This window comes from Bifidobacterium sp. (assembly GCF_022647885.1).
Lineage (GTDB): Bacteria > Actinomycetota > Actinomycetes > Actinomycetales > Bifidobacteriaceae > Bombiscardovia.
This window is the reverse complement of record NZ_JALCLM010000001.1, coordinates 1,531,940-1,555,771: the sequence shown is the minus strand read 5'-3', so window position 1 is coordinate 1,555,771 and position 23,832 is coordinate 1,531,940. Positions and strand designations below refer to the sequence as shown.

The window sequence follows — 23,832 nt, the reverse complement described above, 5'->3', positions numbered from 1 at the left end:
AGAATCTCGGTGCATACAGGTGACTCGAATTATTTTCTTTAGTAAAATTCAGCTTTTTGTGGTACAGAAGCTGAGAATTTGACTACATCAAAAGCGATATTCCTTAATTACACTCAGGCTTGAGGGAGTGTGCCACTGGGATGGCGCATTCGCGGATTGCTGTGCTCGGGTTGAGGAGTAAAGCAATTTCTCCCTCTGATGCCAGGAGTAACACTACTGGTCGGGTGGTCTGTCAGAGAACGGGAAGGTTCAGCAAATCGGGGGATTATGCGGAATCAGAAGAAGAGAAGTATGCAATGTCCAACAACATTGTATGTGTGTAAACCACGTCATGCTGCGCGATGGGGCGAGGCGACGCTGCTGTTCTTCAAGAGGTTTACCGTATTCTCTGGCAAGGCAACCCGAAGTGAGTTTTGGTGGTGGATGTTTACCAATTCCGTGGTAGTGTTCCTCCTCTCATTAAGCCAGTCATCCATCATGGCGTGGTGTGGCTTGCTATGGACTGTAATAACCTTTGTACCAACGCTTGCCATAGGGGCAAGACGCTTAAATGACAGTGGACTTCGACGTATCTGGTGCATACTGCCATATGTCGGAAGTTTGAGCTCTCTACTCCTCGGAGCAGTGTTTGCACTACAAGGAGTTGAGGTTATCTACACCCCAGCGGCATTTCCAAGCTTTGGTAATGTGTTTATTGGGACGAACTTACCTATTATTGGGTGGGTTGGGCTGCTGACCATAGCATCTCTGAGCGCGTATGTGGTATTAATGCTGAGGCAAAGTCGATCATCGTTGCCAAATGCCAAGGTTTCAGGACCCTCGCTAAATGTGCCCAAAGATTTAGATAGTGTAGCGAAGCTGGTTCTTTGAGCTTAGTTGGGCTTAAGTATTGTAATTGTGCTTGGGGAGTGGCAGCTCACTTTGACATCGTTTTGGGCTGGTTGATGTATTAATGGCTATCGAACAGCACAAATATGAGTATGAGAAGCGTAAAGGTTTGCATCTCGTTGTGGTAGCGATATTTACATGAGTTTGGGCTGCTTGCCTTGAAGGCGTACCGTTGCGAGATTATGTACCCGAGATGTCTTCGATTCTTACTGCGCAGGATAGTGCACTATTAGGAATTTGCCTGAAATAAGGGATATTGCAACTTCGTTAGTGTGATGAGTTCACGTTTTGTGATCATGCTCGCGCAAGCAAAGTTTAGCTAAATCAGTAAAAACCTACATAGTGTATGATGTTGTGCATATTGTTCGTTTGGTGTTTCTCTGTCGTGGTGTGGTCTGGTGTGTGTTGGTATCTCATGCTGCTTAGTGGTGTTTGTGACCGGTCGCGGGGGGGGGGGTGCTGTTTTCGCTTTGGCGGGGTGGTTCTCTTATGGGTAGGTTATTTGTGGGTGAGGGTCGTTTGGGTGCGATTCGTGTGTGGTTGTTGTCGGTGGTGCTTGTGGTGGTTACTGGGTTGGTGGTGTTGGCTGGGGTGGTGTCTCCGGTTGAGCGTGCGGTGGCTGCTGATGGGTTTACTCCTCGGTATGGTGCTGATGGGTATTTCAGTGCGTTGGCGGATGGTGAGATGCCGATGAGGAGTATTACGAGTGAGGCGAATGCTCGTAAAGTACTCTTCGGCAAGTCAGGTGGGTTGACTGATCCTAGTGCCCCTGGCTACACCGCGCAAAACAATGGTAAATATCTGTTACTCGGTAAAGGCGTAAACGAGCCGAAGATTCGTAATCCCCTCAGTCTTTCGACTACGTATGCTAATTCGTTAACAACTTCGGTAGGTGCCGGGCAGGTGTTGTTGTGGGCCGAAGACATGGTTACAGGTTATTTCAAGTTTGCTGATACCAACATGAATGCGTTTGACGCTGGTTCTGGGTATGAGTCAAACGTGGCGAAAGCATCAAAGGCTTTAGACTCTGATACGTATTATGCGCCGATAGAGCGTGACAATTTTGGCGATGCTACGTCATTAAATGCGGTGTGCGTCAATGAAAGCGGTTGCAATATGAGCTACGGGAATGAAGAAGAGAACTCTAAAGGTGTTTATCGTGTCTTCCCTCTGTCGACAGGTGATATGGCTGAGTACTTCAACGCAGAAAATGGTACAAAATCTGCTGATAAACTGAAGCGCCGGTGCTCTGGTGGGGCTTGCAACGGGAGTAGTACTTTAGGCTCGTGGTTACGTACTGCTTATTGGAACAGATCAATTTCGTCTGTTTCCGTTTTGAACAAGGACGGTGCTGTGAGTAACCAGAATGCGAACAACACCTATTTTGGTTTGCGTCCTGCTTTTCGTTTGGGTTTGGATGGTTTGGTGTTGTCTGCTGATAGTGGTGATCAGTCGCAGGCTGGTGTGGGTGATGTACAGCTGACGTTTGTTGATGAGACTCAAGGTGCACCGACTGGTGTGGTGGTTGATGTTGCTGATGTGGGTGGTGAGTGGGTGTTGGATCTTGAGGGTTCGTCTGATCTGGCGGGTGACCGGTTGGGTTGGAAGTTGGTGGATCCTCAGGCTACAGATGGCACTGTGGTGGCGTCTGGTAACACTTCTGGCGGGAATATGGTGTTGGGGGATTTGGATGTGGATAGGGATTATTCCTTGTATGTGTGGGGTCAGGAGGATGGTAGTGCCACGACTGGTTGGTCGAATAAGGCAACTAAGCCGGTGATACGGACGGTGCGTGTGAATTCTCATGGTCTTAATCAGGTGGGTGCTGGGGATCATAGTGTGGTGGTGACGGGTCAGATTAGTGGTGGTGTGGTGGTGACGTTGCCTGCTGGGTTCGTGTTGGATGGTAATCGGGCTGGTGATGTATCCGAGTGGGTTGGTGATAACGCGAACCTGCAGGTGAATACTGCTCTGGTGGAGTCGGATGAGCGTGTGGTGGTGCGGTTGAAGGATATTAGTGGTAGCCCGTTGTTGTTGAGTTCTGGTGGTCGTTCGTTGGCCTATGAGTTGCGGGTGAATCAGCAGGCTTCGTTGTTGGATTCCCAGTCTGGCGGGCTTTTGGTGGCTGCTGGTTCTTCTGATACTCCGGTGAGTGCGACCTTGCAGGCGAGGTTTATTGGTGGTGTAGTGCCAGAGAGTGCGAAGTCTGGTAACTATTACGGACAACTCACCTTCCAGGTAGCAGTAGAAGATCAATCGTAAGTAGTAGCAGAGCACGGTTGAAACTGTGCAAAACAGCACGTGAAGCACTCTGATTGCGCGGTTTCGCGTGCTGATATGCACAGTTATGCTTCGTGCTCCGTGAGGGGGAACGCAAACTGTGCAATAGAGCACGTGAAGCACCTGTATTCAGCTTCCATGCGTGCTGATATGCACAGTTACAGTACTCAGTAGAAAACTATGCACACGAGCACAGGGATTCCTATTGCTAGGCATCTAACAGGTGATTTTGTAAGATCATATTGAGATGTGATGGTTAAGCTTGTGCGAACGCACGCATGAATTATGAAAACCCATATTAAGACCAATGGTCGGGCCGACAGGATTTGAACCTGCGACATCCTGCATATCAGAGGGCTGTTTGCGCTGTGTCGCGTAGTCATGCGTGAGTCCTCGTTTCCGCTTGTTTTCAACGTTTATCGGTGATTCTAGCATAGCGTTGAGTTGCGCTGAAATGCGTACCTTTGCATAGTCATGTACCCGATTTGTACCCGATTTCGGGGGTGTGCAGGATGGTGCATATATATTGTATCTCCCTGTTACGGACGCATAACAGAGGTATAGAACGCGAAGAGAGCTCACAGTGACAACGAGCAGCTATGTCAACAACAGCCTTCCTCGCGTCCGATTACAATAATTAACAGCACGTCCATAATAAGGAGCCCCCAAGTGACCGACCTCGACCAGACCCAAGTCCTTGACCAGACCGGTGACGAGACACCCGAAGTGCAGAACAGCCGCAGGCGCGTCAAAATCATCGCACTGGTCAGCGCCCTCGTGCTGCTCCTCACCGGTGGCATCTCCGGCGGGCTCGCCTACAAGCGACACCTCGACGAACAACACAGGCAGGAATCCCTCGCATCTTGCGAGAAGGAACTGAAACAGTTCACAGCCGCTCTCACGGACCTCGACAAGGCGAAGACGGACGTTGCCGAGACGGTGACGATCACCGCCGAACAAGTGGCCGACGGAGCCACCGTGGAGGCGCTGTCCAAGGCAGTGGCAACAGAGGCACCCAAGCCTGTAGCTTGCCCTGCGGACGGCGACACCGAGACCCTCGATGCCAAAACGGCGAAGCTGGCCGAGCAGACCAAGACTGTAGATACGAGCATCAAGGCCATCACCGACAGTGCCGCCAAGGTCACCGAGTCGAAGACGGCTAAGGAGGTCGCTGACGCGCAGAAGACATTGACCGACGCCATAGCCAACGGCGAGCAGACCTTGGCCGACTCGGACGGCAAAGTGCAGGACAACACGGTGCGCGAGCAGCTCCGGGAGGCGTTGGACAACGCCATCAAGACCAAGGACTCGAAGGACATCAAGGCGCTGGGCGACCAAGCTGGAAACGTGGCGGGCAAAGTGCAGGCCGTCGGCGACGCGAAAGCAGCGAAGGAAAAGGCAGATGCCGAGGCGGCGGCACAGGCGGCCGCGAATGCAACGAACACGAAAAAGAGCAGTGGGACGTCAAGCGGGACAAGCAGCAAAAAGACGACTTCGAGCGGCGGATCGTCCGGCAGCAAAGGTTCCGGAGCGGGCGGCAACAGCGGCGGAAGCAATGGTGGTGGGGGTTCGGGCAGTGGGAACGGCGGTGGGAACTCGGGTAGCGGCGCTACAACTTCATGCCCATCGGGATTCTATCTCAGTATGGGGCAGTGCTTTGAATCAAAAACTGTCGATGGCGGTTCTAGCTGATTGATGTTTGGCATTTCGCAAGACCCTTCACGCATGTGAAGGGCCTTGCTGTTGTCCTTGACTCAGTTCACCACGCACCGCAAGATCGTTGGGGCACTAAGGGACAAGTAATCTTCTGTCATGGAGATTTGTTGAGCAAACAGGCAAGCTTACTAAAGGACTGCTCGGCATTCAATAAGTCTATAAAACAGACGATAATCGTGACTTCGGGGCAGGTTGATGTGTATGTTTTCGGCTGTGGGTCCTTGTTGGATTGCTTGGGGTACAACAGAACGACTTTCTTTGCGTGGAATTTGATGCTATATGCAAATAGCTGGTAAAGGTCGTTGCGGTCCGGCTTGCCTTCGCTCCTTGCATGCGGCGTCTTCCATTTGGTGTCGATGATGATCGTGTTACCACCGGCAGTCAGATGAAAATCCGGTTTGAGCTTCAGCGTCTTGGACTGGTCCAAAAGATACATACCTCGGTTCCCGCATCCTTGGGTTTGGATGGTGTACCCCTCCATTGTTTCGCGAAGCTTTGATTCCACGTAATTCTCGTAAAGGTACTGCAGCTGAAACAGGAATGCCCCGTTCGCCCATTCGTTTCGGCATCTTGCCGGTTCCTGATCTGCATGTGGCTCTGCGTCTGCGAATGTTGCTTTCTCACACCCTGAGGTAGTAGAGCAGATGCCCGGTGTTGAGGGGCATGGTCGTAAAGACTATGGCGTTATGCTTGCCTCATGTCTGATAATTCTTCGAATGACGAAAAAAAGAACAGGGAGCAGTCCCGTTATGCCAGGGCTCTTGAGCTGGCTGAGCACAACACAGCGAGTCATGCTATTCCTTTTGGCGAGATGGTCGACGGGGAGAATGAGCATCCTGATTTCGTGGTTCGCTCCGCACAGAACAGGCATCGTCTGATCGGCATCGAGCACTTTCAAGTGGATGCGGGCGGACATAGAAAACACGGCGCCAACCAGTCGCAATACAAGGTGCTGGAGAGTGAGATAACAAAGATGCAACGCAAGTTCGCCGACGATGGGTCGTTTGACTCAGCGTTGAAGAGCTTCACAGCGCTGCTGGGAGAATATCAGAGGGTGCATTTCGATTGCGGTCTCGACAACTTCGTCCAGGTGTTCGAGAAGACGCTCCATAATCACCTGAACAAGCTCGAGTCCTACAGGCATACGGTCGAGGATCTGGCTGCGCAAGAACATTCAACATATGGGGGATTGGCGCTGTTCATAGAGACACGCTCAGATTTTTCGGACTTGTTCCTCAACGCTCCCCACACGGCAGTACGTAGGTGCGAACAAGGCGAGCTGCCGATGTTTGCGGAAATACTTTCCCTGCTCCGAGAGGCGGCGGGCAGTGTGGATTGGATCCTTCTGAGCTCGGGCACGACCATCACCGATAAAATGACGTCCGCTCGGGTCTTCGACTGCTCCCATGATGGTAAGGATTGGGGCGTCCGACCTTATGCACACTATCTATGTCAGATGCATAAACCTCCCGTTGGGGGCGGCGCTTGGTCGTACGAGCGGGATATGCCAGCCGGAACGGTACATATGACATATCCGAGAAATGAACGACTATATACGAGAAAGAAGTTTTTCCGCGAGGTTAAAGCGGAGTCCTGTCGTGCTATCGACTCCATGGAGCGCGCAGAGCCCTTCGCGGCGACCCTTGGGGTGCAGATGTTTGTAGAGAGATTCGGCGGATACCTGTTGAAGAACAAGACCAAAGGTCGTCCACTCACGGTGGGGGTGGCGGATAGATTGCTCGGCTTCGCTAAATAGCGGTATGTATGTGCGCACCGCGTATGTTCCTCCTGCGAACGACATGCACGATGGCGCAGCCGACGGCAGCGAATCCCGATGCCCCTGTCACCAGCAGTGCGGGATCGAGATCCCTGACATTGGCGCCCGTGGGGTACGGGGTCTGCATCTCGGGTAGTTGAGCGGTGTCAGCGGTGGGGCGAAGGAATTATCCGCGTATATAAGATACGAACGATGCCGTCCCGTTAAGCAACGCAAAGACGATCCAGCCCAGCAACATGCCCCGCTGGTTGCCTTGTATGTTCAGCACTCGCCACAGCTCGCCGATGTCACCACCCTCGACCGGCACAACGTAGGGAGACTGCAAGGGGGGCCGCCGAAACACGGGAACATCCACCGCCGACGCACGTTCAAGGAACTGCCATCCAGAAGAATCCAACCTCACGACATGATCGTCGTCGCCGACCATATCCAACCACACCACACCACCAGAATTAGCAACCCTCAAACGCGCATCAACACAGGTTTGCAACTTCGCCTGACCATCCAGCGTGAAAATCGCGTTCGTCAATGCCGCCTTAGACGGGATGAACCCGGTATCCTCAAACACAAAATTGTTGAGCATCGATGCGAACACGTCTCCTCGAACATCGAACGCCAGTCCTCGGGTTCCGTCAACAGCCAGCGCCACGTTAGTTTCGGCATCACGACCAAGGGTGAACCGGTCCAACGCTATCGCATACACGACTTCCGCCGTGGGACGGTTCTTCGAATCAGCGGTCGACGGCACCGTGCCAGCGACCTGTTTTTTCAAATCTTCCATAAACGCGGCGATAACGCCGTCATCGACTTGTGTCCCCATGTGAGAACTCCTCGTGCATACGCTCCATAAAAAGGAGCATTTATCAGATGCACGTCACCACGACGTCCCCAGGCCCACAGCCTTTATTCAATCCGTCTGGCCGCTGGTTTCACGACCGCACCCTGATGGGTTCTCACACAAGTTTTCAATATTCTTCGGGTAGGACATAGTGTACACCAAAAATTCACATTGTGTAGACCCACCACAAGACAACCCAAATTCACATCACAATATCCCCGTCGATGGCGGCTGCGACATCGGATTTGCGGTCAGGCCATAGGTCGGCATAAGTGTCCAAAGTTTCGGTGGCCGAGGCGTGCCCCAGCACCGACTGAAGGGTCTTGACGTCGGCTCCGCTTTTGATGGCCAGCGAGGCGTAGGAATGCCGTAGTGAATGCGGTACCAACCCCTTGATGTCGTTCATGCCCGCGCGTCGTAGTGCGGGCATCCAGATGCGATTGCGCCAGTTCTGCACGGATTGCTGGCCTCCCCGCGGAGCACGCACAAGATACTCGTCATCACCACGTTCGTCGGTGAGCTCACGTAACCGCGGTAGGAGGCTTGCGGGGATCGGCACCGTGCGTGTGCGGTTGCCTTTGGGCAAGGTCTCGCATATGCGCCCGTCGACATCCACTGATTGTGTTTTGGATATCATGATGCGCATGCGCTCGAAGTCCACGTCCGCACAACGCAACGCCAGGAGCTCACCGATGCGCATTCCAGTGTAAGCGAGGATGTACACGCTGGAGGCATCCTCTCCACGCATCTCGTCAGCCAATGCCTTGATTTCAGCTGGTACCAGGTAGACACGCTTGACCACGGCCACGGGTCTGGGGATTTTCACTTTCTTGATGGGGTTCACCGCGAGCCACCCTTCGTTGACCGCGTGTTCGAGGACGCTGTTCATGACGATCTTGACCACGGAGCGGATCGTTTTCGGCGACAACGCATGCGAGACGGCTCGTTGCGCGTCACGTGGCGCCTTTCCTTCGACCAGTTGGGCGACCCAGCGTTGTATCGCCGCCGTGGTGATATGACCAAGAGGCACGTCAGCCCAGCGAGCCAACACCCACACCTGGAGTTCACGCCGGTACCGGTGTTCGGTAGAGCCTTTCATCGTGCCTCTAAGCCCGGCCAGCCATAGTTCGGCCACTTGTGCGAAAGTATGCAACTCACCAGCCGGGTCGACATACCGGCCTGAACGAATATCATCCTCAAGTCCCGCCACGAACTCCTCGGCCGCACGGTATTCACGGAAATTGCGTTTCCGGCGTTTGCCGTCGGCATGCCAGAACACTGTCCAACGCGCACCCCTGCCGAACTCCGTGGTGCGATACTCTACGGGTACCTGTGCCTTGTCAGGAGAGTTCACATGCATCGCCAGGGAACGGCGCACGATGGCTGGAGCCTCCACCATGAGTGTCGAACCATCAGTCATCATCTTCGGGGCTTTGGTCAGCCACCGGTCACTAATCCATGCCTTTGCCATAGTGACCCCTATGCGGACACCAGCGCCATCAGTGCCAAGCGCATAGACATCAGTATGAACACACAAGACATAGCCCACAGCACACCGACCAGCAACCTGCTCACACCCGGACAAGTATGCGACATACTCGCCATCCCAGACAGCACGCTGGCCAGATGGCGAAGTGAACACCGGGAACTGCCATACGTGAAAATCGGCAGACTCGTCAGATACCGCAGACAAGACCTCGAAACATGGCTGGAAAACCACCTCGTCAACCCCGACGAATGACCCCACCTTGCATAAGTCATGTACCCGATGAGTACCCGATTTGCAAAACAGGCGGAACCCAACACCTTCAAACCGTTGGAATTCCGCCATTCTTGTCGGGCCGACAGGATTTGAACCTGCGACATCCTGCTCCCAAAGCAGGCGCGCTACCAAGCTGCGCTACGGCCCGATGTCCGAAGACTTCTGTGACTCAGTGTGAAGCTCTTATCGACGCTTCATTGTGAGCACAAGATAATATTGTAACCCATAAATGCCCGTAGCGTGTTGCGGCTAGAATCGGGGGAGCAATTGACAACCTGAGGAGGGCTTTTTATGGGGAGGCATCAGCGTGCCGAGACGTCCGGCTTGATCTCCTTCATACTCTGTCTGTTGGTTGCTGCTGTTTCGATGACGCTGTATCTAGATAACGCACCGGCGATTTGGCTGGTGACTAGAAGAGTGTTTATCGTCGGCTCAGGTGTAGTGGCCCTGTGCGGCGTGTTGTCATTCATTGTTGGTTACTCCAGAAGGTCGCGGTCTCTTACCGGTGGCAAAGGCTGGTGGATTCCAATACGAAGAGTTGTTGAGATTATTGCTCTGTCAGTGGTGTATGCGGCCACCATCTTCTTATCCATTTATGCGATTCTCGCCATTTTGAACGACATGATGGGGGTAAGAATATTTAGTGGCTATATTCCATGGGTTTGTGGAATCTTCGCGGGAATTGCTGGTTATATCACCTTTGTTCAAGCTGATCTGATGGATGCAAAGACTATTGCGTCATTGCTACCGCTATTTGTTATGGCTGGCGTATCAACCGCTGGTTTAACCACAGATGATCCGTATTGGTGGCATAACAACTTTTCTCAGCTTGGTGATCGCACCACATTTGCAGCTCGAATGTTCAATTCAACATTGATTCTGGCTGGTGTGTGCATCATTATTATCAGTTACTTTGCTATTTCGGAGCTCAGAGCAACGCATCGCATGCGTCTAGCTTGGTCATCGGCCCATCGTCCGGCACCAGCAGTAGATGATGTCCCTGCCTTATCGGGCGAAGTGTCGCACTTTAAAACCCGCACGTCGTTTCTCTCGGTACTGTTGGTATGTTCTGGAATAGCCTTTATTGGTATTGGCACTTTTCGTTACTCGCCTCACCCAATATTGCATAATGTTTTTGCTCGAGGGCTACCTGGCCTGATGTGTCTGCTGCTGATTGGTCTACCGTGGCTTGCGCCTCAACTATCAAAAGCTATGTATATCATTTCTGATCTTGCCATAGCGTTATGTGCGGTTGCGGGTTTTGTGTGGCTAGAGGGAGCCAACACACTGACCAACGTTGAAGCTTTAGCTGGATTAATGTTTCTTGGCTGGTTCATCGTATTTTCAAGACAGATTGCAGCAATCGAAGCTGACCGCGTTCAGGCACAAATCGTCTTTATCCAAAGTTCATCTGAACATATACCAACTGATGATCCAGTATTAGTCGAGTCAAGGCTTTCTGCAGACCAATAACCTTAGTCAAAGTGGTGTTATCGCATGGAAAATCAGGGAGGGCAGATACCATGTCAGGTATGACAGCAGACTCCGATAAGAATCAGGCATGGAAGGCTCCCGAACCCACTGGTCCTTTGCATGCCTTGGTAGCTGTTCCAGGGAGTAAGTCGCTTTCTAATAGGTATCTGTTGCTGGCTGCTGCTGGGACCAAGTCTGTGCGTTTACAAGGCTTGTTGCGTTCCCGCGACACTGAGCTGATGATTGGCGCTCTAGAGACCCTTGGAGTACGTATCAATTCAGATCGCTCTGATCCCACGAGTGTTGAGGTGACACCACCTGCACAAGGCAAATACAGTGGGCACACCACCATAGATTGTGGTCTTGCGGGCACAGTGATGCGTTTTGTTCCAGCCCTAGCTATGAGTGCTGATGGGCCAGTGACCTTTGACGGCGATAGTCAAGCATATCAACGTCCTATGGCTCCACTCCTCGATGGTTTAGAGCAGTTAGGTGCGAGTGTTGTTTATCACGGTCAGCAAGGCTATCTGCCTTTCACCTTAACGCCACCTACGCGCTGGAATTCAGGGAAAATAACTATCGATGCCTCTGGTTCTTCTCAATTTATCTCAGGGATTTTACTTTCAGCGCCAACATATCCACGCGGTGTCATTCTCAAACACACTGGAAGTTCGTTGCCGAGTTTGCCTCATATACGCATGAGCGTTGACGATTTGAAACATGCAGGTGCTCAGGTAAAAGCACATGAATACCAACGAGAATGGCTTGTTGAGCATGGCACCATACAACTGCCTGCACAAGTTATGATCGAGCCTGATTTGTCGAATGCTGCCCCATTCCTTGGCGCTGCCTTGCTTGCTGGTGGAAGTGTGTCTATACCGAATTGGCCACAAGAAACCACACAGCCTGGTGCACTCCTACCTGGATATCTCGAAGCTATGGGTGCCGAAGTGAATATGGTTGAAGAGCAGGGGCAGCGTTTGTGTAGAGTCTCTTCTGACGGCACTATTCATGGTTTGGGTGAGTTTGATCTCACCGCTGCTGGAGAGATTGCCCCGTCGTTGGCAGCCTTACTAGTTTTTGCTGATTCACCTACGCAGCTGCTTGGTATAGGCCATCTCAGAGGACATGAGACCAACAGACTGGCTGCTCTTGTCCACGAAATCGAGAGCATTGGTGGAAATGCTCAAGAACTTCCAGATGGGATAGCAATTACGCCCGTGCCACAGGATCAGCTTCATCCAGCTCCTTTGAAGAGCTACGCCGATCATCGCATGGCGACTTTTGCAGCCATGCTTGGGCTCAGAGTCCACGGCATAACCATCGATGACATCGGAACTACAAGCAAAACACTTCCAGATTTTGAGGCTATGTGGCATTCGATGCTGTATGGCAAGAATTACAAGGCGGCACGGTGATGACCACACAAACGGTATATGACGAGCAATCCTTTACACAAGACATATCTGCTAATCCACATTATGGTGATCTGCTGTTGGCTCTAGAAATGGCTGACGCTGCAGACGAGCTCACCTCGCGTCGTTTTGGTGCGATGGATTTGCGCATCCAAGATAAACCTGACCACACACCAGTTACGGATGCTGACAAGGCCACAGAAGGCCTTATACGGACCATGCTGGCACAGAGCAGGCCAGAAGACAGCATCTACGGCGAAGAACTCGGCAAATCGGATTCGACCGGCAGACGCTGGATTATTGATCCTATCGATGGAACCAAGAATTTCGTGCGAGGTGTGCCAGTGTGGGCCACCTTAATAGGTCTTCAAGAGGGTGACGACATCGTAGTGGGCGTAGTCTCAGCGCCGATGTTGCATAATCGTTGGTTCGCACTTAAAGATGGTGGTTCCTATATGGGAGCGAACCCTGAACATGCAGTGAAGTTGCATGTTTCGCAAGTTTCAGATATTACAAATGCTTCCATGTCATTGTCATCGTTAACAGGATGGAAAGAGCGAGGGGATAGGGATTCCTTAATTGCCTTGAGCGATAGCATGTGGAGACTACGCGGTTTTGGGGATTTCTGGCAATATATGCTCGTTGCACAGGGAGCCGTAGATGTCGCTGCAGAGCCAGAATTGGATCTTTACGACATGGCTGCCTTGGTTCCAGTAGTTGTTGAGGCTGGCGGACGTTTTACTGATCTCGACGGAAAACCAGGGCCGTGGGGTGGCAACGGACTAGCCAGCAATGGCCTCATACACCAGACCGTATTAGATGCTCTGCGCTGATTCTTGAGCTCACGAGCGCTGTAAGCAATAATGTTTTGGCCTCTCCACATGAAGTATGTGGAGAGGCCAAATGCTTACTTATAGGACTACAAAGTAGCGTGTATCACTTACTGAACACGTTGCCGTAGGAATCGCCTTCACTGGCAATGACTTCAGCTTGACGAGCTATAGAGAGTTCCTCGTTAGTAGGAATAATGCATATAGCAATGCTGCTGTCTGGAGTAGAAATGATACGTGGCTCCTTGGAACGAATATCGTTCTTCTCCAAGTCGATCTTTACGCCGAATGGAGCAAGCTTCTTAGCAACTTCTCTGCGCACCACTTCGTCGTTTTCACCAACACCTGCTGTGAAGGTGATTACGTCAACGCCACCCATTTGAGCTACATAGTTGCCAATGTAACCAACAATACGATGAACGTAGATGTCTAGTGCAAGCTTCGCATTCTCATCGCCCTCGGCAATCATGCGATGAATTTCGCGCATATCGCCATGTCCGGTGAGACCAGTTAAGCCAGAACGCTTGTTGAAAAGGGTGTCGAGCTCGTCGACGTTCATGTGAGCGTTACGAATGAGATGGAAGACCACAGCAGGGTCAATATCGCCAGTACGGCCACCCATTACGAGGCCTTCAAGTGGAGTGAGCCCCATTGAGGTCTCCACAGGCTTGCCTGAAATCTGAGCTGAAGCTGAAGCGCCATTGCCGATGTGCAAAACGATTTGCTTAAGACCTTCAGCAGGTTTTCCGATGAGTTCCGGTACTAAGGAACCAACGTATTGGTGGCTGGTTCCATGAGCGCCATAACGACGGATATGGTACTCGTCAGCGATATCTTTATTTAATGCATAGGTACTCACTGCCTTTGGCAGATCGAAGAAGAATGAGCTGTCGAATACAAAGACCTGAGGGGTATCTGGTAACAGTGAGCGCATGACTTCGGCGCCAACTGCTTCTGGTCCATTGTGCAACGGTGCCAATACGGCAAGATTCTTGACCTGTGCGATGGTTTTATCGGTTACTAGAGCAGGCTTCGGGAATACCGAACCACCTTGAACTACACGGTGCCCAACAGCTACGATTCCAGCCTCTTGGATGCTTGGCCCGTACTCTTCAAAGAATTCCAAAACGCGCTTGAGTCCGACTTCATGGTCGGGGATTGGCTCTTCGAGCTCGTGCTTTTCTCCGTTGTACTCGTGCTTGTAATGACCATCTGACGGCTCGCCGATTTTCTCGACAAGACCGGAAGCAAGGCCTTCGCCTGATTCAAGATCGACTAACTGATATTTAATTGAACTTGAGCCAGAATTGATGACTAGGACGGTTTTCGCCATTATGGCTTCCTCCTGATGATATGACCTGGAGCGAACGCTCCCTACTGTTGTGAGATTACTCTTTGGGGCTTACAAAATACTGGTACAACACCGCATCTATTAATCTGCTTGAGCTGCTGTGAGAGCTACGGTGTTGATGATGTCTGCAACTTGTGCGCCACGAGAAAGATCGTTTACTGGCTTGTTCAAACCTTGCAGTACAGGGCCAACTGCCAAAGCTCCGGAAGAGCGTTGTACAGCCTTGTAAGCGATGTTTCCTGCGGATAGATCGGGGAACACAAATACATTTACGTGGCCTGCAACCGAGTTACCCTTGGCTTTGCTGGCGGCGACCTGTGGTGACCACGCTGCGTCGAATTGTATCGGTCCAACGACCTCCAGTTCAGGTGCCTGCTCGTGAACCAGCGCAGTAGCTTCCTCTACGAGATCTACATCAGGGCCTTTTCCGGAGCCAAGTGTGGAGTATGACAGCATACCAATGCGAGGCTCAATATCGAATGACCGTGCTGTTTGTGCGGATTGTATTGCAATTTCAGCAAGACATTGAGCACTCGGATTCGGGTTAATAGCGCAGTCTGCAAAAAGAGCAACATGCGTATCGAAGCACATGAGGAATGCTCCTGAGACTAATGACGATCCAGCTTTGGTCTTAATAGCTTGCAGTGCTGGGCGTACTGTGTTTGCTGTGGAATTGATTGAGCCTGAGACCAAGCCGTCAGCTTTGCCCAGTACTACCAGCATGGTACCGAAATACGAAGCATCTTTGAGAGTTGTTCGTGCTTGTTCTTCTGTCATTCCTTTTTTGCGACGTAAATCGCATAGAGCAGTCGTCATATCGCTTAATAAAGCTTCATCATCTGGTGATTGGAATTGGGCTTTATCCAAGTGTGAAAGTCCGAGTTCCTCGGCTCTGCTGAGAATCGCCTCACGCTCTCCAACGATAATAAGGTTAACGATGTCACGAGCAAGCAGGAAGTCCGCTGCCTGAATAATACGATCCTCTTCACCCTCGGGAAGAACGATAGTTTTGTGCTTCATTTTTGCTTGACGCAACAAGGAATGTTGAAAGTGTAGAGGTGTGACTGGGATATCCCATGTTGCTGATGCTGCTGCCAGTAGCTCGTCGCTTGGTACGTGCTGTTGAAAGAGGTCTAGAGCACTGTGAATCGAATCTTCTTGCTCGGGGTCAACTGTTTGTGCGGGCAAAGTCCATACAGGGTAGGTCAACGATGAAAGACCTTCAAGAGTTTCTGCACTACGTTGTGCTGAGCAGCCTGTGACAAACAGTCCCAATACTTGCGACCCTGATTCCTTAACAGATGTCTCGCAAGCTTTAACGGTAGCGAGTACTTCAGCAGGGTTTCTATGTAAGGTGCAAACAGCCAGAAAAACAGGGGATTGAAGATCCGCAGCCACTTTGGCATTAATCGAAAATTCTTCAGGATCAGTAATCGGCGATTTATCAGTACCGACGATAACCACGCTGGCTATAGCAGCTGAGTCAACAATAGTGTGGAAGCTTGAGACTATATCGGCTCTCATATCACTATTGTGGGAGAGGAATGCCTCCGGACTCACGGCTATAGCGTCATCAACATTGACATGTTTACCAGAAAGATTAAGCAAAACCTTGGTAAATGAATCATTAGCACGGGCTGCTGGTCTGAATACTGTCGTTGGGCCGTTCTGAGAAAATGCGGCTGTTACACCCAAAGCAACGACGTTGCGGCCATTAGCTGATTCTGGACTGAGTATGGATACACTGCGGAAACTCAATGATCTCTCCATTCGGATTGCGAGGCTGCTACAGCTGTGTAGCGGCAACGAATTTACGGTAGCAGCAGAGCCATGACCAGGCATTCTGTGACACTGCGGTGTATTCATCGCTGCTTGGACAGCTCTGTGCTTAGCAACTCATATTGTAGTGCGTTTTTGTGATATGAATCACCACAGAGACTAGCTAATGTATTTACGCCTAAGGCGCTGAGATTACAAAGAAGGGGTCCAGATGCCTAAACACCTGGACCCCTTCTGCAATTCAGAGGATTAATATCTCAAATCACTCGTTGTCGCCTGCAGTTGCAGCAGTTGCAGTAACAGCTCCTGGAAGCTCGGTCTTCACGTCTGGCCACACCCAATCGGTGTAATCAGGATGATCGTAGCCCTTATCCACTGCGAACTGGAATGCCTCGGTACGGAACTTCTCAAGTTCATCAATCTTTGATGCGAACTTCTCCGCGTCGACTGCACGCAGTGCTTCGGCGGTGAGTTCGTAACGATCGATGTTGTTGACACGAACCATGTCGTACGGAGTAGTGGTTGAACCCTGCTCTTCGTAGCCGTGGATGTTGAAGTTGTCGTGGTTTGGACGATCCCAGATGAGTCCACGAATCTCGCGTGCATAAGCATGGTACGCGAAGAGGACTGGCTTGTCGGCGCTGAAGAGTTCGGTGAACTCTTCAGCGCTGAGTGCCTGATCGTTCTCGGAAGCATTCTGAATCTTGAGCAGATCCACAACGTTGACGAACTTGAACTTAACACCAAGTTGGTTCAGCTTGTCAGCTGCAGCCAAGAGTTCCTGAGTAGGAACATCGCCTGCGGATGCGAGCACGATATCAACATCTTCGCCGTCCTTGACGTTGGAAGCCCACTTCCACTCAGCTGCACCCTTTTCGAGTTCAGCGCGAGCTTCATCAAGTGAGACCCAAGTTGCTGCTGGCTGTTTGCCGGCGATGATGGCGTTGATCTTGTTCGTGGACTTGTATGCACGCTCGGAAACGGCGAGCAGCAAGTTCGAATCAGCTGGGAAGTAGATCTCCACAACGTGGTCGTTGTTGAAGTTCTTGTTCAGCAGGATGTCAATCACGCCTGGATCCTGATGGCTGAAGCCATTGTGATCCTGACGCCATACGTGCGAGCTGACGAGAAGGTTGACCGAGGAGATTGGCTTACGCCAAGGAATCTCACGCACGGTTGCCTCAAGCCACTTCGCATGCTGGTTGAGCATGGAGTCGATGACGTGAACGAAGGACTCATAGGAGCTCCAGATGCCGTGACGACCAGTGAGCAAGTAGCCCTCAAGGAAGCCTTCCATCTGATGCTCAGAGAGCTGCTCGGTGACCTGACCGGTGACCTTCATGTTCTCGTCAACCTGGTCGGAGATGTAACCTGCATCCCACTGCTTGCTGGTTACTTCGTATGCTGCAGAAAGACGGTTTGAAGCGGTTTCGTCTGGTCCGAAGATACGGAAGGAATCAGGGTTGAGCTTGATAATGTCGCGAGTGTAGACACCCAGACGACGTGTAGCTTCAAGCTGTCCCCAGCCGTGACCGTACTGTTCAACCTCGCGGACTGCGTAGTCGTCAAGGTTAGGAAGCTTAAGATCTTCGCGGATGCGACCACCGTTAGCGTTCGGGTTCTCACCGATACGTAGTTCACCTTCAGGCATGAAGGAAAGAACGTCTGAACGGACAGAGCCGTTCTCGTCGAAGAGCTCTTCAGGCTTGTATGATTCCAGCCAGTTCTTCAGAATTTCGAAGTGAGCTTCGGTATCGCGAGCAGAAACCAGAGGAACCTGGTGGGCGCGCCATGAACCCTCGGTCTTCTTACCGTCGATGAACTTCGGGCAAGTCCAGCCCTTAGGTGTACGGAAGATGATCATTGGGTAGAACGGACGAGTCATATCATCGGTCTGCGCGGTTGCCTTGATCTCGCAAATTTCGTCGAAGACGGTCTCGAAGAGATCCGAGAAACGACGATGAATGGAGAGGCTGTCCTCGTCATCGAATCCTGCAACGAACTCATATGGTTCGTAGCCCATGCCGTGGAAGAACTCGTGAAGCTCTTCATCGGAGATACGTGAAAGGATGGTTGGGTTGGCAATCTTGTACCCGTTGAGGTGCAGGATTGGGAGCACAATACCGTCGGTACGTGGGTTGACCAGCTTGTTGGACTGCCAGCCGGTTGCCAGAGGACCGGTCTCAGCTTCACCGTCACCGACGATTGCTGGAACGAACAGGCTCGGGTTGTTCATCACTGCGCCGTAAGCGTGTGACAAGGCATAACCCAGCTCTCCACCTTCGTGGATTGAGCCTGGTGTCTCTGGTGCGTAGTGGGAAGGAATGCCGCCTGGGTATGAGAACTGACGGAAGAACTTCTGCAGACCAGCTTCATCCTTGGTGATCTTCGGGAAGTATTCGGTGTAAGTTCCATCCAAGTAGGACTGGGAGGTGCCAGCAGGACCGCCGTGGCCTGGACCCATGATGATAACCGTGTTCTGCTGGTGATCGGCGATAAGGCGATTAATGTGGCCGATCAAGAAGTTCAGACCAGGTGTGGTTCCCCAGTGTCCCACGAGACGATGCTTAACATCTTCACGTGTGAACGGTTCCTTCATCAGTGGATTACTACGAAGGTAAATCTGGCCAATGGAGAGGTAATTGGCTGCACGCCAATACTTATCGACGGCTTCCAGGGTCTCTTCGGAGACTGGGGCATCCAGCTTCTTCCAAGGGGTGCCAATAACAGGACTCGTCATATATACTCCTGTACTCCTGCACTGTGTTGTGCGATTGATTATTTTCGTTCGGTTGTGAGCGTTCCGCCAAACGTTTCCGATTCTTGGAACCCTCATCACCAGTCGTTAAACATGCTACTTTGACTAGCAGACTTATGGAGTCTTTTTTGCGTGTCTGTTCGTTGTTGTTCAAGAAAGTATGGGTTTTGTTATCTTTTTTTGAGACTAGATATGGCTGAATAACTCGCATTCATCAGGCATGGCAATGATTTTGACCATTTTTTGAGATTTGACTCAGAATGAAATTGTCGAGGGGAATGGTAATTACAAAGTTCGAATGAACATTCATTATGTGACATATTTATACATAAATCATCGAGATATAAGTATGGAGATATATATGGAGATATATATAGAGTCAACGTGCTCTTGGCCAACTTGGACCATGAACGCGCGTAATATCTGAATGTCGAAAACAACAGACATAATCGGAGTATTCAGGAACTCTTAATTCCGTATATAGCTTTACTATGCACAGCGCTCTTTGAGAATTGCCTCGTTAATAAAGCTTGTTATGGGATAAGGCTCGAACTGACACTATTCGAAAGAGAGAGTATATATGGCACAAGGTCCCGTTCTTGTAGTCGATTTCGGTGCGCAATATGCGCAATTGATTGCACGCCGGGTGCGTGAGGCACATGTGTATTCAGAGTTAGTTCCGCACTCAATGCCTGTAGAAGAGATTCTTGCAAAAGATCCTAGGGCGATTATTCTCTCTGGTGGTCCAGCTTCTGTGTTTGAACCAGGAGCACCAGGCATTGACCCGAAAATATTCGATGCTGGGATTCCTGTTTTGGGAATATGCTATGGATTCCAGGTCATGGCACATGAACTCGGTGGCAAAGTCGATCGTGCAGCACTTGGTGAGTACGGCAAAACCCCTGCGACTATTGATCAAGCTCAAGGTATTCTTGAAGACTCACCTGCGGAGCAAAGTACATGGATGAGTCACGGAGTCGCCGTTGAAAGTGCCCCTGCGGGGTTTGAGGTGCTAGCACATACACAGGGAGCTCCTGTGGCTGCTATGCAAGATGTCAGCAGAGGCCTGTTTGGTGTTCAGTGGCATCCGGAGGTGCGACATACGCCATTAGGACAAAATCTCATCGAAAGATTCCTGCACGATTGCGCCGGAATTCAAGCTCATTGGGATGCTTCGAGCATCATCGAAGAACAAGTCACCAAGATCAAGAATCAGATCGGCAGTCATCAAGTGATCTGTGGGCTATCTGGGGGAGTAGATTCCGCAGTGGCTGCGGCGCTGGTGCACAAAGCTGTTGGCGACCAACTGACCTGTGTGTTTGTCGATCATGGTTTGTTGCGCAAAGGTGAGGTAGAACAAGTCCGCAAGGACTTTGTTCAAGCTACAGGTATCAAATTAGTTGCTGTTGATGCTTCTGCTGATTTCCTTCAAGCTCTCGAAGGTGTGAGCGAACCTGAGAAGAAGCGCAAAATTATTGGTGAGCGCTTTATTAGAACCTTTGAAAAAGCAGCTCGAGATATTGTCAGCAAGGCAGGTGAACAAGGTGAGGAAGTGAAATTCCTCGTACAAGGGACTCTGTATCCAGATGTTGTCGAGTCTGGCGGTGGCGACGGTGCAGCAAATATCAAGTCGCATCACAATGTTGGAGGATTACCTGAGGATTTGAAATTCTCACTCGTGGAACCTCTTCGCACGTTGTTTAAGGATGAAGTTCGTGCTATAGGTACTGAACTTGGATTACCTGATGACATTGTTTGGAGACAGCCTTTCCCCGGTCCTGGATTAGGCATCCGCATTATTGGCGCTATCACACAGGAACGCTTAGATCTGTTGCGTGAAGCCGATGCTATTGCTCGAGAGGAATTAAGCAATGCAGGTCTCGATCGCGATATATGGCAATGCCCTGTGGTGCTACTCGCAGACGTTCATTCGGTTGGAGTCCAAGGCGACGAACGTACCTATGGCTCCCCAATTATTCTGCGACCTGTGAGTTCCGAAGATGCCATGACGGCCGACTGGTCCCGTGTGCCTTATGATGTGCTTTCTGCGATTTCAACACGAATTACCAATGAATGCCGTGGTATCAACAGAGTCGCACTCGACGTCACTTCCAAACCGCCGGCAACCATCGAGTGGGAGTAGAGCGGAAATCTACCGACAACAACAGCCAATATGAGGAGAACAAAGTAACGTGACGGTTGATCCAGATCTCATACAACGTAGTGCACAAGATTTAATAGGCGATCTCAATCAACAGCAAGCTGAGGCTGTTCAACATCAAGGACCTGCCCTCTTGATTGGCGCAGGGGCAGGCTCAGGTAAAACCCGTGTACTTACTCGCAGAATCGCATGGATTTTGAGCCAATTTGGGGCATGGCCGAGTCAAATTCTTGCTATCACCTTCACCAATAAAGCGGCTGCTGAAATGCGTGAGCGTCTTGCTACTCTTATCGGTCCTGTAGCTCAGCGCATGTGGGTATCAACATTCCACTCTGCATGTGTGCGGATTCTCAGACGTGACGGTAAATCGATAGGGCTACGTTCTGGTTTTTCGATTTATGATTCAGCTGATTCAGAGCGTTTGGTAAAGATTATCGGCAATGATTTGAACATTGATCTCAAGCGTTACACCCCCAGAGCAATACTCTCGAGAATCTCGGATTATAAAAATAATCTGCAGAGCTGGCAGCAACAGCTTAAAGATTATGCGCCGGACTATAAACCAGGCAATCGTGGGCAGCAGATTGGGCGATTCGGCAATGTTGAGGAACTGTATGCGGTTATCTATGCCGAATATCAACACAGACTGGCACAAGCCAATGCTGTAGATTTTGACGATCTTATCGGTCGTACGGTTGAGTTGTTACGTACTGATCCTTTGGCAGCAGAATACTATCGCCACAAGTTCCGATACATTTTGGTAGACGAATATCAGGACACCAATCATGCCCAGTACGAACTAATCCGTGAGCTCGCCGGAATTGATCATGGTGCACCCGTTTCAAACACGGCTGTTGCAGCTGGGAGCACAGGGCCAGCATGGATAACTGTTGTTGGCGATTCAGACCAATCAATTTATGCATTCCGTGGCGCTGATATCAGCAACATTCAAGACTTTGAAAAAGATTTCCCTAATGCAACAACAATAATGTTGGAGCAAAATTACCGTTCAACTCAAACAATTCTCGACGCTGCTAACGCAGTAATTGCTAAGAATGAAGGTCGTAAACCTAAAAAACTCTGGACTGCTTTAGGCAAGGGGAGCCCTATTACTGCGTTTGCGGCGGATAATGCGCAGCAGGAAGCTTCTTGGATTACTAACGAGATTGCCAGACTTGCAGCCGAGGATGAAATCCATTACTCCGATATGGCTATCATGTATCGCGCTAATGCACAGTCTCGTTCATTAGAAGAGGCTCTGATTAATGCCGGAATTCCTTATCAGTTAATTGGTGGCACAAAGTTTTATGAACGTCGTGAAATCAAGGATGCGCTGGCATATATGCAAGCTTTAGCAAACCCTGATGATGATGTGAACATGCGAAGAATCCTTAACGTTCCCAAACGTGGTCTCGGTGCTAGAGCAGAGGCCTTGGTCACTCAATATGCACAGGTACATGGTGTGAGTTTTTGGAGTGGCATTAGTAATTTTGAGGCAATTGAGGGAGTGCCAACCAGAACTGCAACAATGTTAAAGGCATTCCGAGAACTGATGAACGCACTTGCATTGTTTGCACAAGAACATGACGCGAAACCGTCGCTCATCGTTGCTCAAGCACTCGAACAGACTGGTTTACTGGAAGAACTGAAAAAATCCACCGACCCACAAGATGCATCAAGAGTCGAAAATCTCTCGCAATTGCAATCGGTTGCTGCGGAGTTTGAACAGAACACTCCAGATGCTTCGCTTTCTGCATTTATGGAAACTACTGCTCTAGTTGCAGATTCGGACCAATTGCCAGATTCTGGTGCAGACTTTGGCAAAGTTACGCTTATGACCCTCCACACGGCCAAAGGTTTGGAATATCCGGTGGTATTTCTGACCGGTATGGAACAAGGAACATTCCCGCATTCTCGAAGCCTCGAAGACACGAGTGAGTTGGCAGAAGAGAGAAGACTTGCTTATGTAGGTATTACTCGTGCTAAGCAGCATTTGTATTTAACGCGTGCTGCTGTGAGAGCTCAATGGGGTCAGGCGAGTGAAATGTTGCCGAGTCAGTTCCTTGACGATATTCCTGATGCTTTGATTGATTGGAAGCGTCGCGAATCCAGCGTGGAGCGTATGCGCAGTAATTGGACCGATGATGCCAACGAGTTCGGTGGTTTTGAAGATGACGGATTCGGTGCAGCGTTTGGATCTTCATCGAGTTTTGGCAATGCATCATCTCAGTCCTTGAGCAGATGGGGTAGTGGTCGATCTACTCATGAGACAGGGGCGTATAGACGTGGATCGACTGGCTCGACATCTTCTTCTGCATGGAGTGGATCGTCATATGGGAGCAAAGGGTCTTCCTATCGTGCAGGAGGTAGCTCTTCACGAGGAGTGAAGCATTCCTCAGTGACCACACGTCGCGTGGCAGCAAAAACTTCTCAAGTCAGTTCTTCAAAGCGAGCTCAAGAGCATCTAATTGAGGACTTCACCATAGGAGATAAGGTATCTCATGACCGATATGGTTTGGGTACTGTTGTGCAGCTGCAAGATAAAGGCCGCAATTCGGTAATCACCGTTGATTTCGGTTCAGATGGAGTTAAACGGCTCATGCTCCGTGTTGCACCTATAGAAAAACTCTGAGATTACAGCGTCTAGACTAGATTTTTCAACGAGTAGTACGTTTGTGTAGGGATTTTTCGGTATATCGGCACTATGAATGGCGTAACAACAGGCATTGTACTTAGCATTTGACGAAAAATCCCTACACAACTGAAATGAGAAGTACTGCCTAGCTGTGTGTCGTAAAAATTCA

The 23,832-nt window shown here is 50.6% G+C and carries 16 protein-coding genes and 1 tRNA gene; 10 read left to right on the top strand and 7 right to left on the bottom strand.

The window, feature by feature from the left end:
• Positions 1-198: 198 nt before the first annotated feature.
• The 3 genes from LKI20_RS06650 to LKI20_RS06640 all read left to right on the top strand — a co-directional run bounded on the left by LKI20_RS06650 (position 199) and on the right by LKI20_RS06640 (position 4,860).
• Positions 199-870: a DUF805 domain-containing protein gene (locus LKI20_RS06650; protein WP_291771882.1), complete on the top strand. Its 672-nt coding sequence runs from the start codon at positions 199-201 to the stop codon at positions 868-870.
• 507 nt (positions 871-1,377) lie between these two features.
• A complete protein-coding gene (locus LKI20_RS06645) occupies positions 1,378-3,150 on the top strand; it encodes a DUF6273 domain-containing protein (protein WP_291771879.1) in 1,773 nt (590 codons plus the stop codon).
• A 687-nt stretch (positions 3,151-3,837) separates the two neighbouring features.
• On the top strand, positions 3,838-4,860 hold the full coding sequence (locus tag LKI20_RS06640; protein WP_291771876.1) for a hypothetical protein: 1,023 nt from the start codon (positions 3,838-3,840) through the stop codon (positions 4,858-4,860).
• Positions 4,861-4,978: 118 nt separating this feature from the next.
• On the opposite strand, the gene LKI20_RS06635 is transcribed toward LKI20_RS06640, so the two are convergent.
• On the bottom strand, positions 4,979-5,530 hold the full coding sequence (locus tag LKI20_RS06635) for a 5-methylcytosine restriction system specificity protein McrC (protein WP_291773421.1): 552 nt from the start codon (positions 5,528-5,530) through the stop codon (positions 4,979-4,981).
• Positions 5,531-5,581: 51 nt separating this feature from the next.
• Between LKI20_RS06635 and LKI20_RS06630 the strand changes: the two genes are divergently transcribed.
• Positions 5,582-6,640, top strand: a complete 1,059-nt coding sequence (locus tag LKI20_RS06630; protein ID WP_291771873.1) for a hypothetical protein — start codon at positions 5,582-5,584, stop codon at positions 6,638-6,640.
• 187 nt (positions 6,641-6,827) lie between these two features.
• On the opposite strand, the gene LKI20_RS06625 is transcribed toward LKI20_RS06630, so the two are convergent.
• Together LKI20_RS06625 and LKI20_RS06620 are read right to left on the bottom strand one after the other, a co-directional pair.
• Complete coding sequence (locus LKI20_RS06625; RefSeq protein ID WP_291771869.1) at positions 6,828-7,481, bottom strand: hypothetical protein; 654 nt, start codon at positions 7,479-7,481, stop codon at positions 6,828-6,830.
• Between the two features lie 220 nt (positions 7,482-7,701).
• Complete coding sequence (locus LKI20_RS06620; RefSeq protein ID WP_291771866.1) at positions 7,702-8,970, bottom strand: tyrosine-type recombinase/integrase; 1,269 nt, start codon at positions 8,968-8,970, stop codon at positions 7,702-7,704.
• Between LKI20_RS06620 and LKI20_RS09835 the strand changes: the two genes are divergently transcribed.
• Positions 8,854-9,240, top strand: a complete 387-nt coding sequence (locus LKI20_RS09835) for a helix-turn-helix domain-containing protein (protein ID WP_366936169.1) — start codon at positions 8,854-8,856, stop codon at positions 9,238-9,240. The genes LKI20_RS06620 and LKI20_RS09835 overlap by 117 nt on opposite strands.
• A 95-nt stretch (positions 9,241-9,335) precedes the next feature.
• Here LKI20_RS09835 and LKI20_RS06615 read toward each other — a convergent pair.
• Positions 9,336-9,409, bottom strand: a tRNA-Pro gene (locus tag LKI20_RS06615).
• Between the two features lie 143 nt (positions 9,410-9,552).
• On the opposite strand from LKI20_RS06615, the gene LKI20_RS06610 reads away from it, so the two are divergent.
• The 3 genes from LKI20_RS06610 to hisN are packed head-to-tail and all read left to right on the top strand — an operon-like array spanning position 9,553 to position 12,982.
• Positions 9,553-10,734 (top strand): ABC transporter permease, encoded by a 1,182-nt coding sequence (locus tag LKI20_RS06610; protein ID WP_291771863.1) that lies wholly within the window; start codon positions 9,553-9,555, stop codon positions 10,732-10,734.
• A 50-nt stretch (positions 10,735-10,784) separates the two neighbouring features.
• Positions 10,785-12,152: a 3-phosphoshikimate 1-carboxyvinyltransferase gene (aroA, locus tag LKI20_RS06605; protein ID WP_434734910.1), complete on the top strand. Its 1,368-nt coding sequence runs from the start codon at positions 10,785-10,787 to the stop codon at positions 12,150-12,152.
• Positions 12,107-12,982 (top strand): histidinol-phosphatase, encoded by an 876-nt coding sequence (gene hisN, locus LKI20_RS06600; RefSeq protein ID WP_291771860.1) that lies wholly within the window; start codon positions 12,107-12,109, stop codon positions 12,980-12,982. The genes aroA and hisN overlap by 46 nt, the downstream gene beginning before the upstream one ends.
• Before the next feature lie 103 nt (positions 12,983-13,085).
• Here hisN and LKI20_RS06595 read toward each other — a convergent pair whose 3' ends face one another.
• The 3 genes from LKI20_RS06595 to LKI20_RS06585 form a co-directional block, all read right to left on the bottom strand.
• Positions 13,086-14,312: an acetate/propionate family kinase gene (locus LKI20_RS06595; RefSeq protein ID WP_291771857.1), complete on the bottom strand. Its 1,227-nt coding sequence runs from the start codon at positions 14,310-14,312 to the stop codon at positions 13,086-13,088.
• A gap of 99 nt (positions 14,313-14,411) precedes the next feature.
• A complete protein-coding gene (gene pta / locus LKI20_RS06590; protein ID WP_291771856.1) occupies positions 14,412-16,088 on the bottom strand; it encodes a phosphate acetyltransferase in 1,677 nt (558 codons plus the stop codon).
• Between the two features lie 283 nt (positions 16,089-16,371).
• Positions 16,372-18,849 (bottom strand): phosphoketolase, encoded by a 2,478-nt coding sequence (locus tag LKI20_RS06585; protein WP_291771853.1) that lies wholly within the window; start codon positions 18,847-18,849, stop codon positions 16,372-16,374.
• A 598-nt stretch (positions 18,850-19,447) separates the two neighbouring features.
• Between LKI20_RS06585 and guaA the strand changes: the two genes are divergently transcribed.
• Both guaA and LKI20_RS06575 read left to right on the top strand, forming a co-directional pair.
• A complete protein-coding gene (gene guaA, locus LKI20_RS06580; RefSeq protein WP_291771850.1) occupies positions 19,448-21,010 on the top strand; it encodes a glutamine-hydrolyzing GMP synthase in 1,563 nt (520 codons plus the stop codon).
• Positions 21,011-21,059: 49 nt separating this feature from the next.
• Entirely contained in the window at positions 21,060-23,660 is a 2,601-nt protein-coding gene (locus LKI20_RS06575; RefSeq protein WP_291771847.1) for a UvrD-helicase domain-containing protein, read from the top strand.
• Positions 23,661-23,832 lie beyond the last annotated feature (172 nt).

Excerpts from the sequence above, each read along its gene's own strand:
- LKI20_RS06620 (WP_291771866.1), bottom strand. The coding sequence starts at position 8,970 with ATGGCAAAGGCATGGATTAGTGACCGGTGGCTGACCAAAGCCCCGAAG.
- LKI20_RS06595 (WP_291771857.1), bottom strand. The coding sequence starts at position 14,312 with ATGGCGAAAACCGTCCTAGTCATCAATTCTGGCTCAAGTTCAATTAAA.
- LKI20_RS06650 (WP_291771882.1), top strand. The coding sequence starts at position 199 with ATGCCAGGAGTAACACTACTGGTCGGGTGGTCTGTCAGAGAACGGGAA.
- LKI20_RS09835 (WP_366936169.1), top strand. The coding sequence starts at position 8,854 with ATGCATCGCCAGGGAACGGCGCACGATGGCTGGAGCCTCCACCATGAG.
- LKI20_RS06585 (WP_291771853.1), bottom strand. The coding sequence starts at position 18,849 with ATGACGAGTCCTGTTATTGGCACCCCTTGGAAGAAGCTGGATGCCCCA.
- LKI20_RS06610 (WP_291771863.1), top strand. The coding sequence starts at position 9,553 with ATGGGGAGGCATCAGCGTGCCGAGACGTCCGGCTTGATCTCCTTCATA.
- LKI20_RS06625 (WP_291771869.1), bottom strand. The coding sequence starts at position 7,481 with ATGGGGACACAAGTCGATGACGGCGTTATCGCCGCGTTTATGGAAGAT.
- aroA (WP_434734910.1), top strand. The coding sequence starts at position 10,785 with ATGTCAGGTATGACAGCAGACTCCGATAAGAATCAGGCATGGAAGGCT.
- guaA (WP_291771850.1), top strand. The coding sequence starts at position 19,448 with ATGGCACAAGGTCCCGTTCTTGTAGTCGATTTCGGTGCGCAATATGCG.
- LKI20_RS06630 (WP_291771873.1), top strand. The coding sequence starts at position 5,582 with ATGTCTGATAATTCTTCGAATGACGAAAAAAAGAACAGGGAGCAGTCC.
- LKI20_RS06645 (WP_291771879.1), top strand. The coding sequence starts at position 1,378 with ATGGGTAGGTTATTTGTGGGTGAGGGTCGTTTGGGTGCGATTCGTGTG.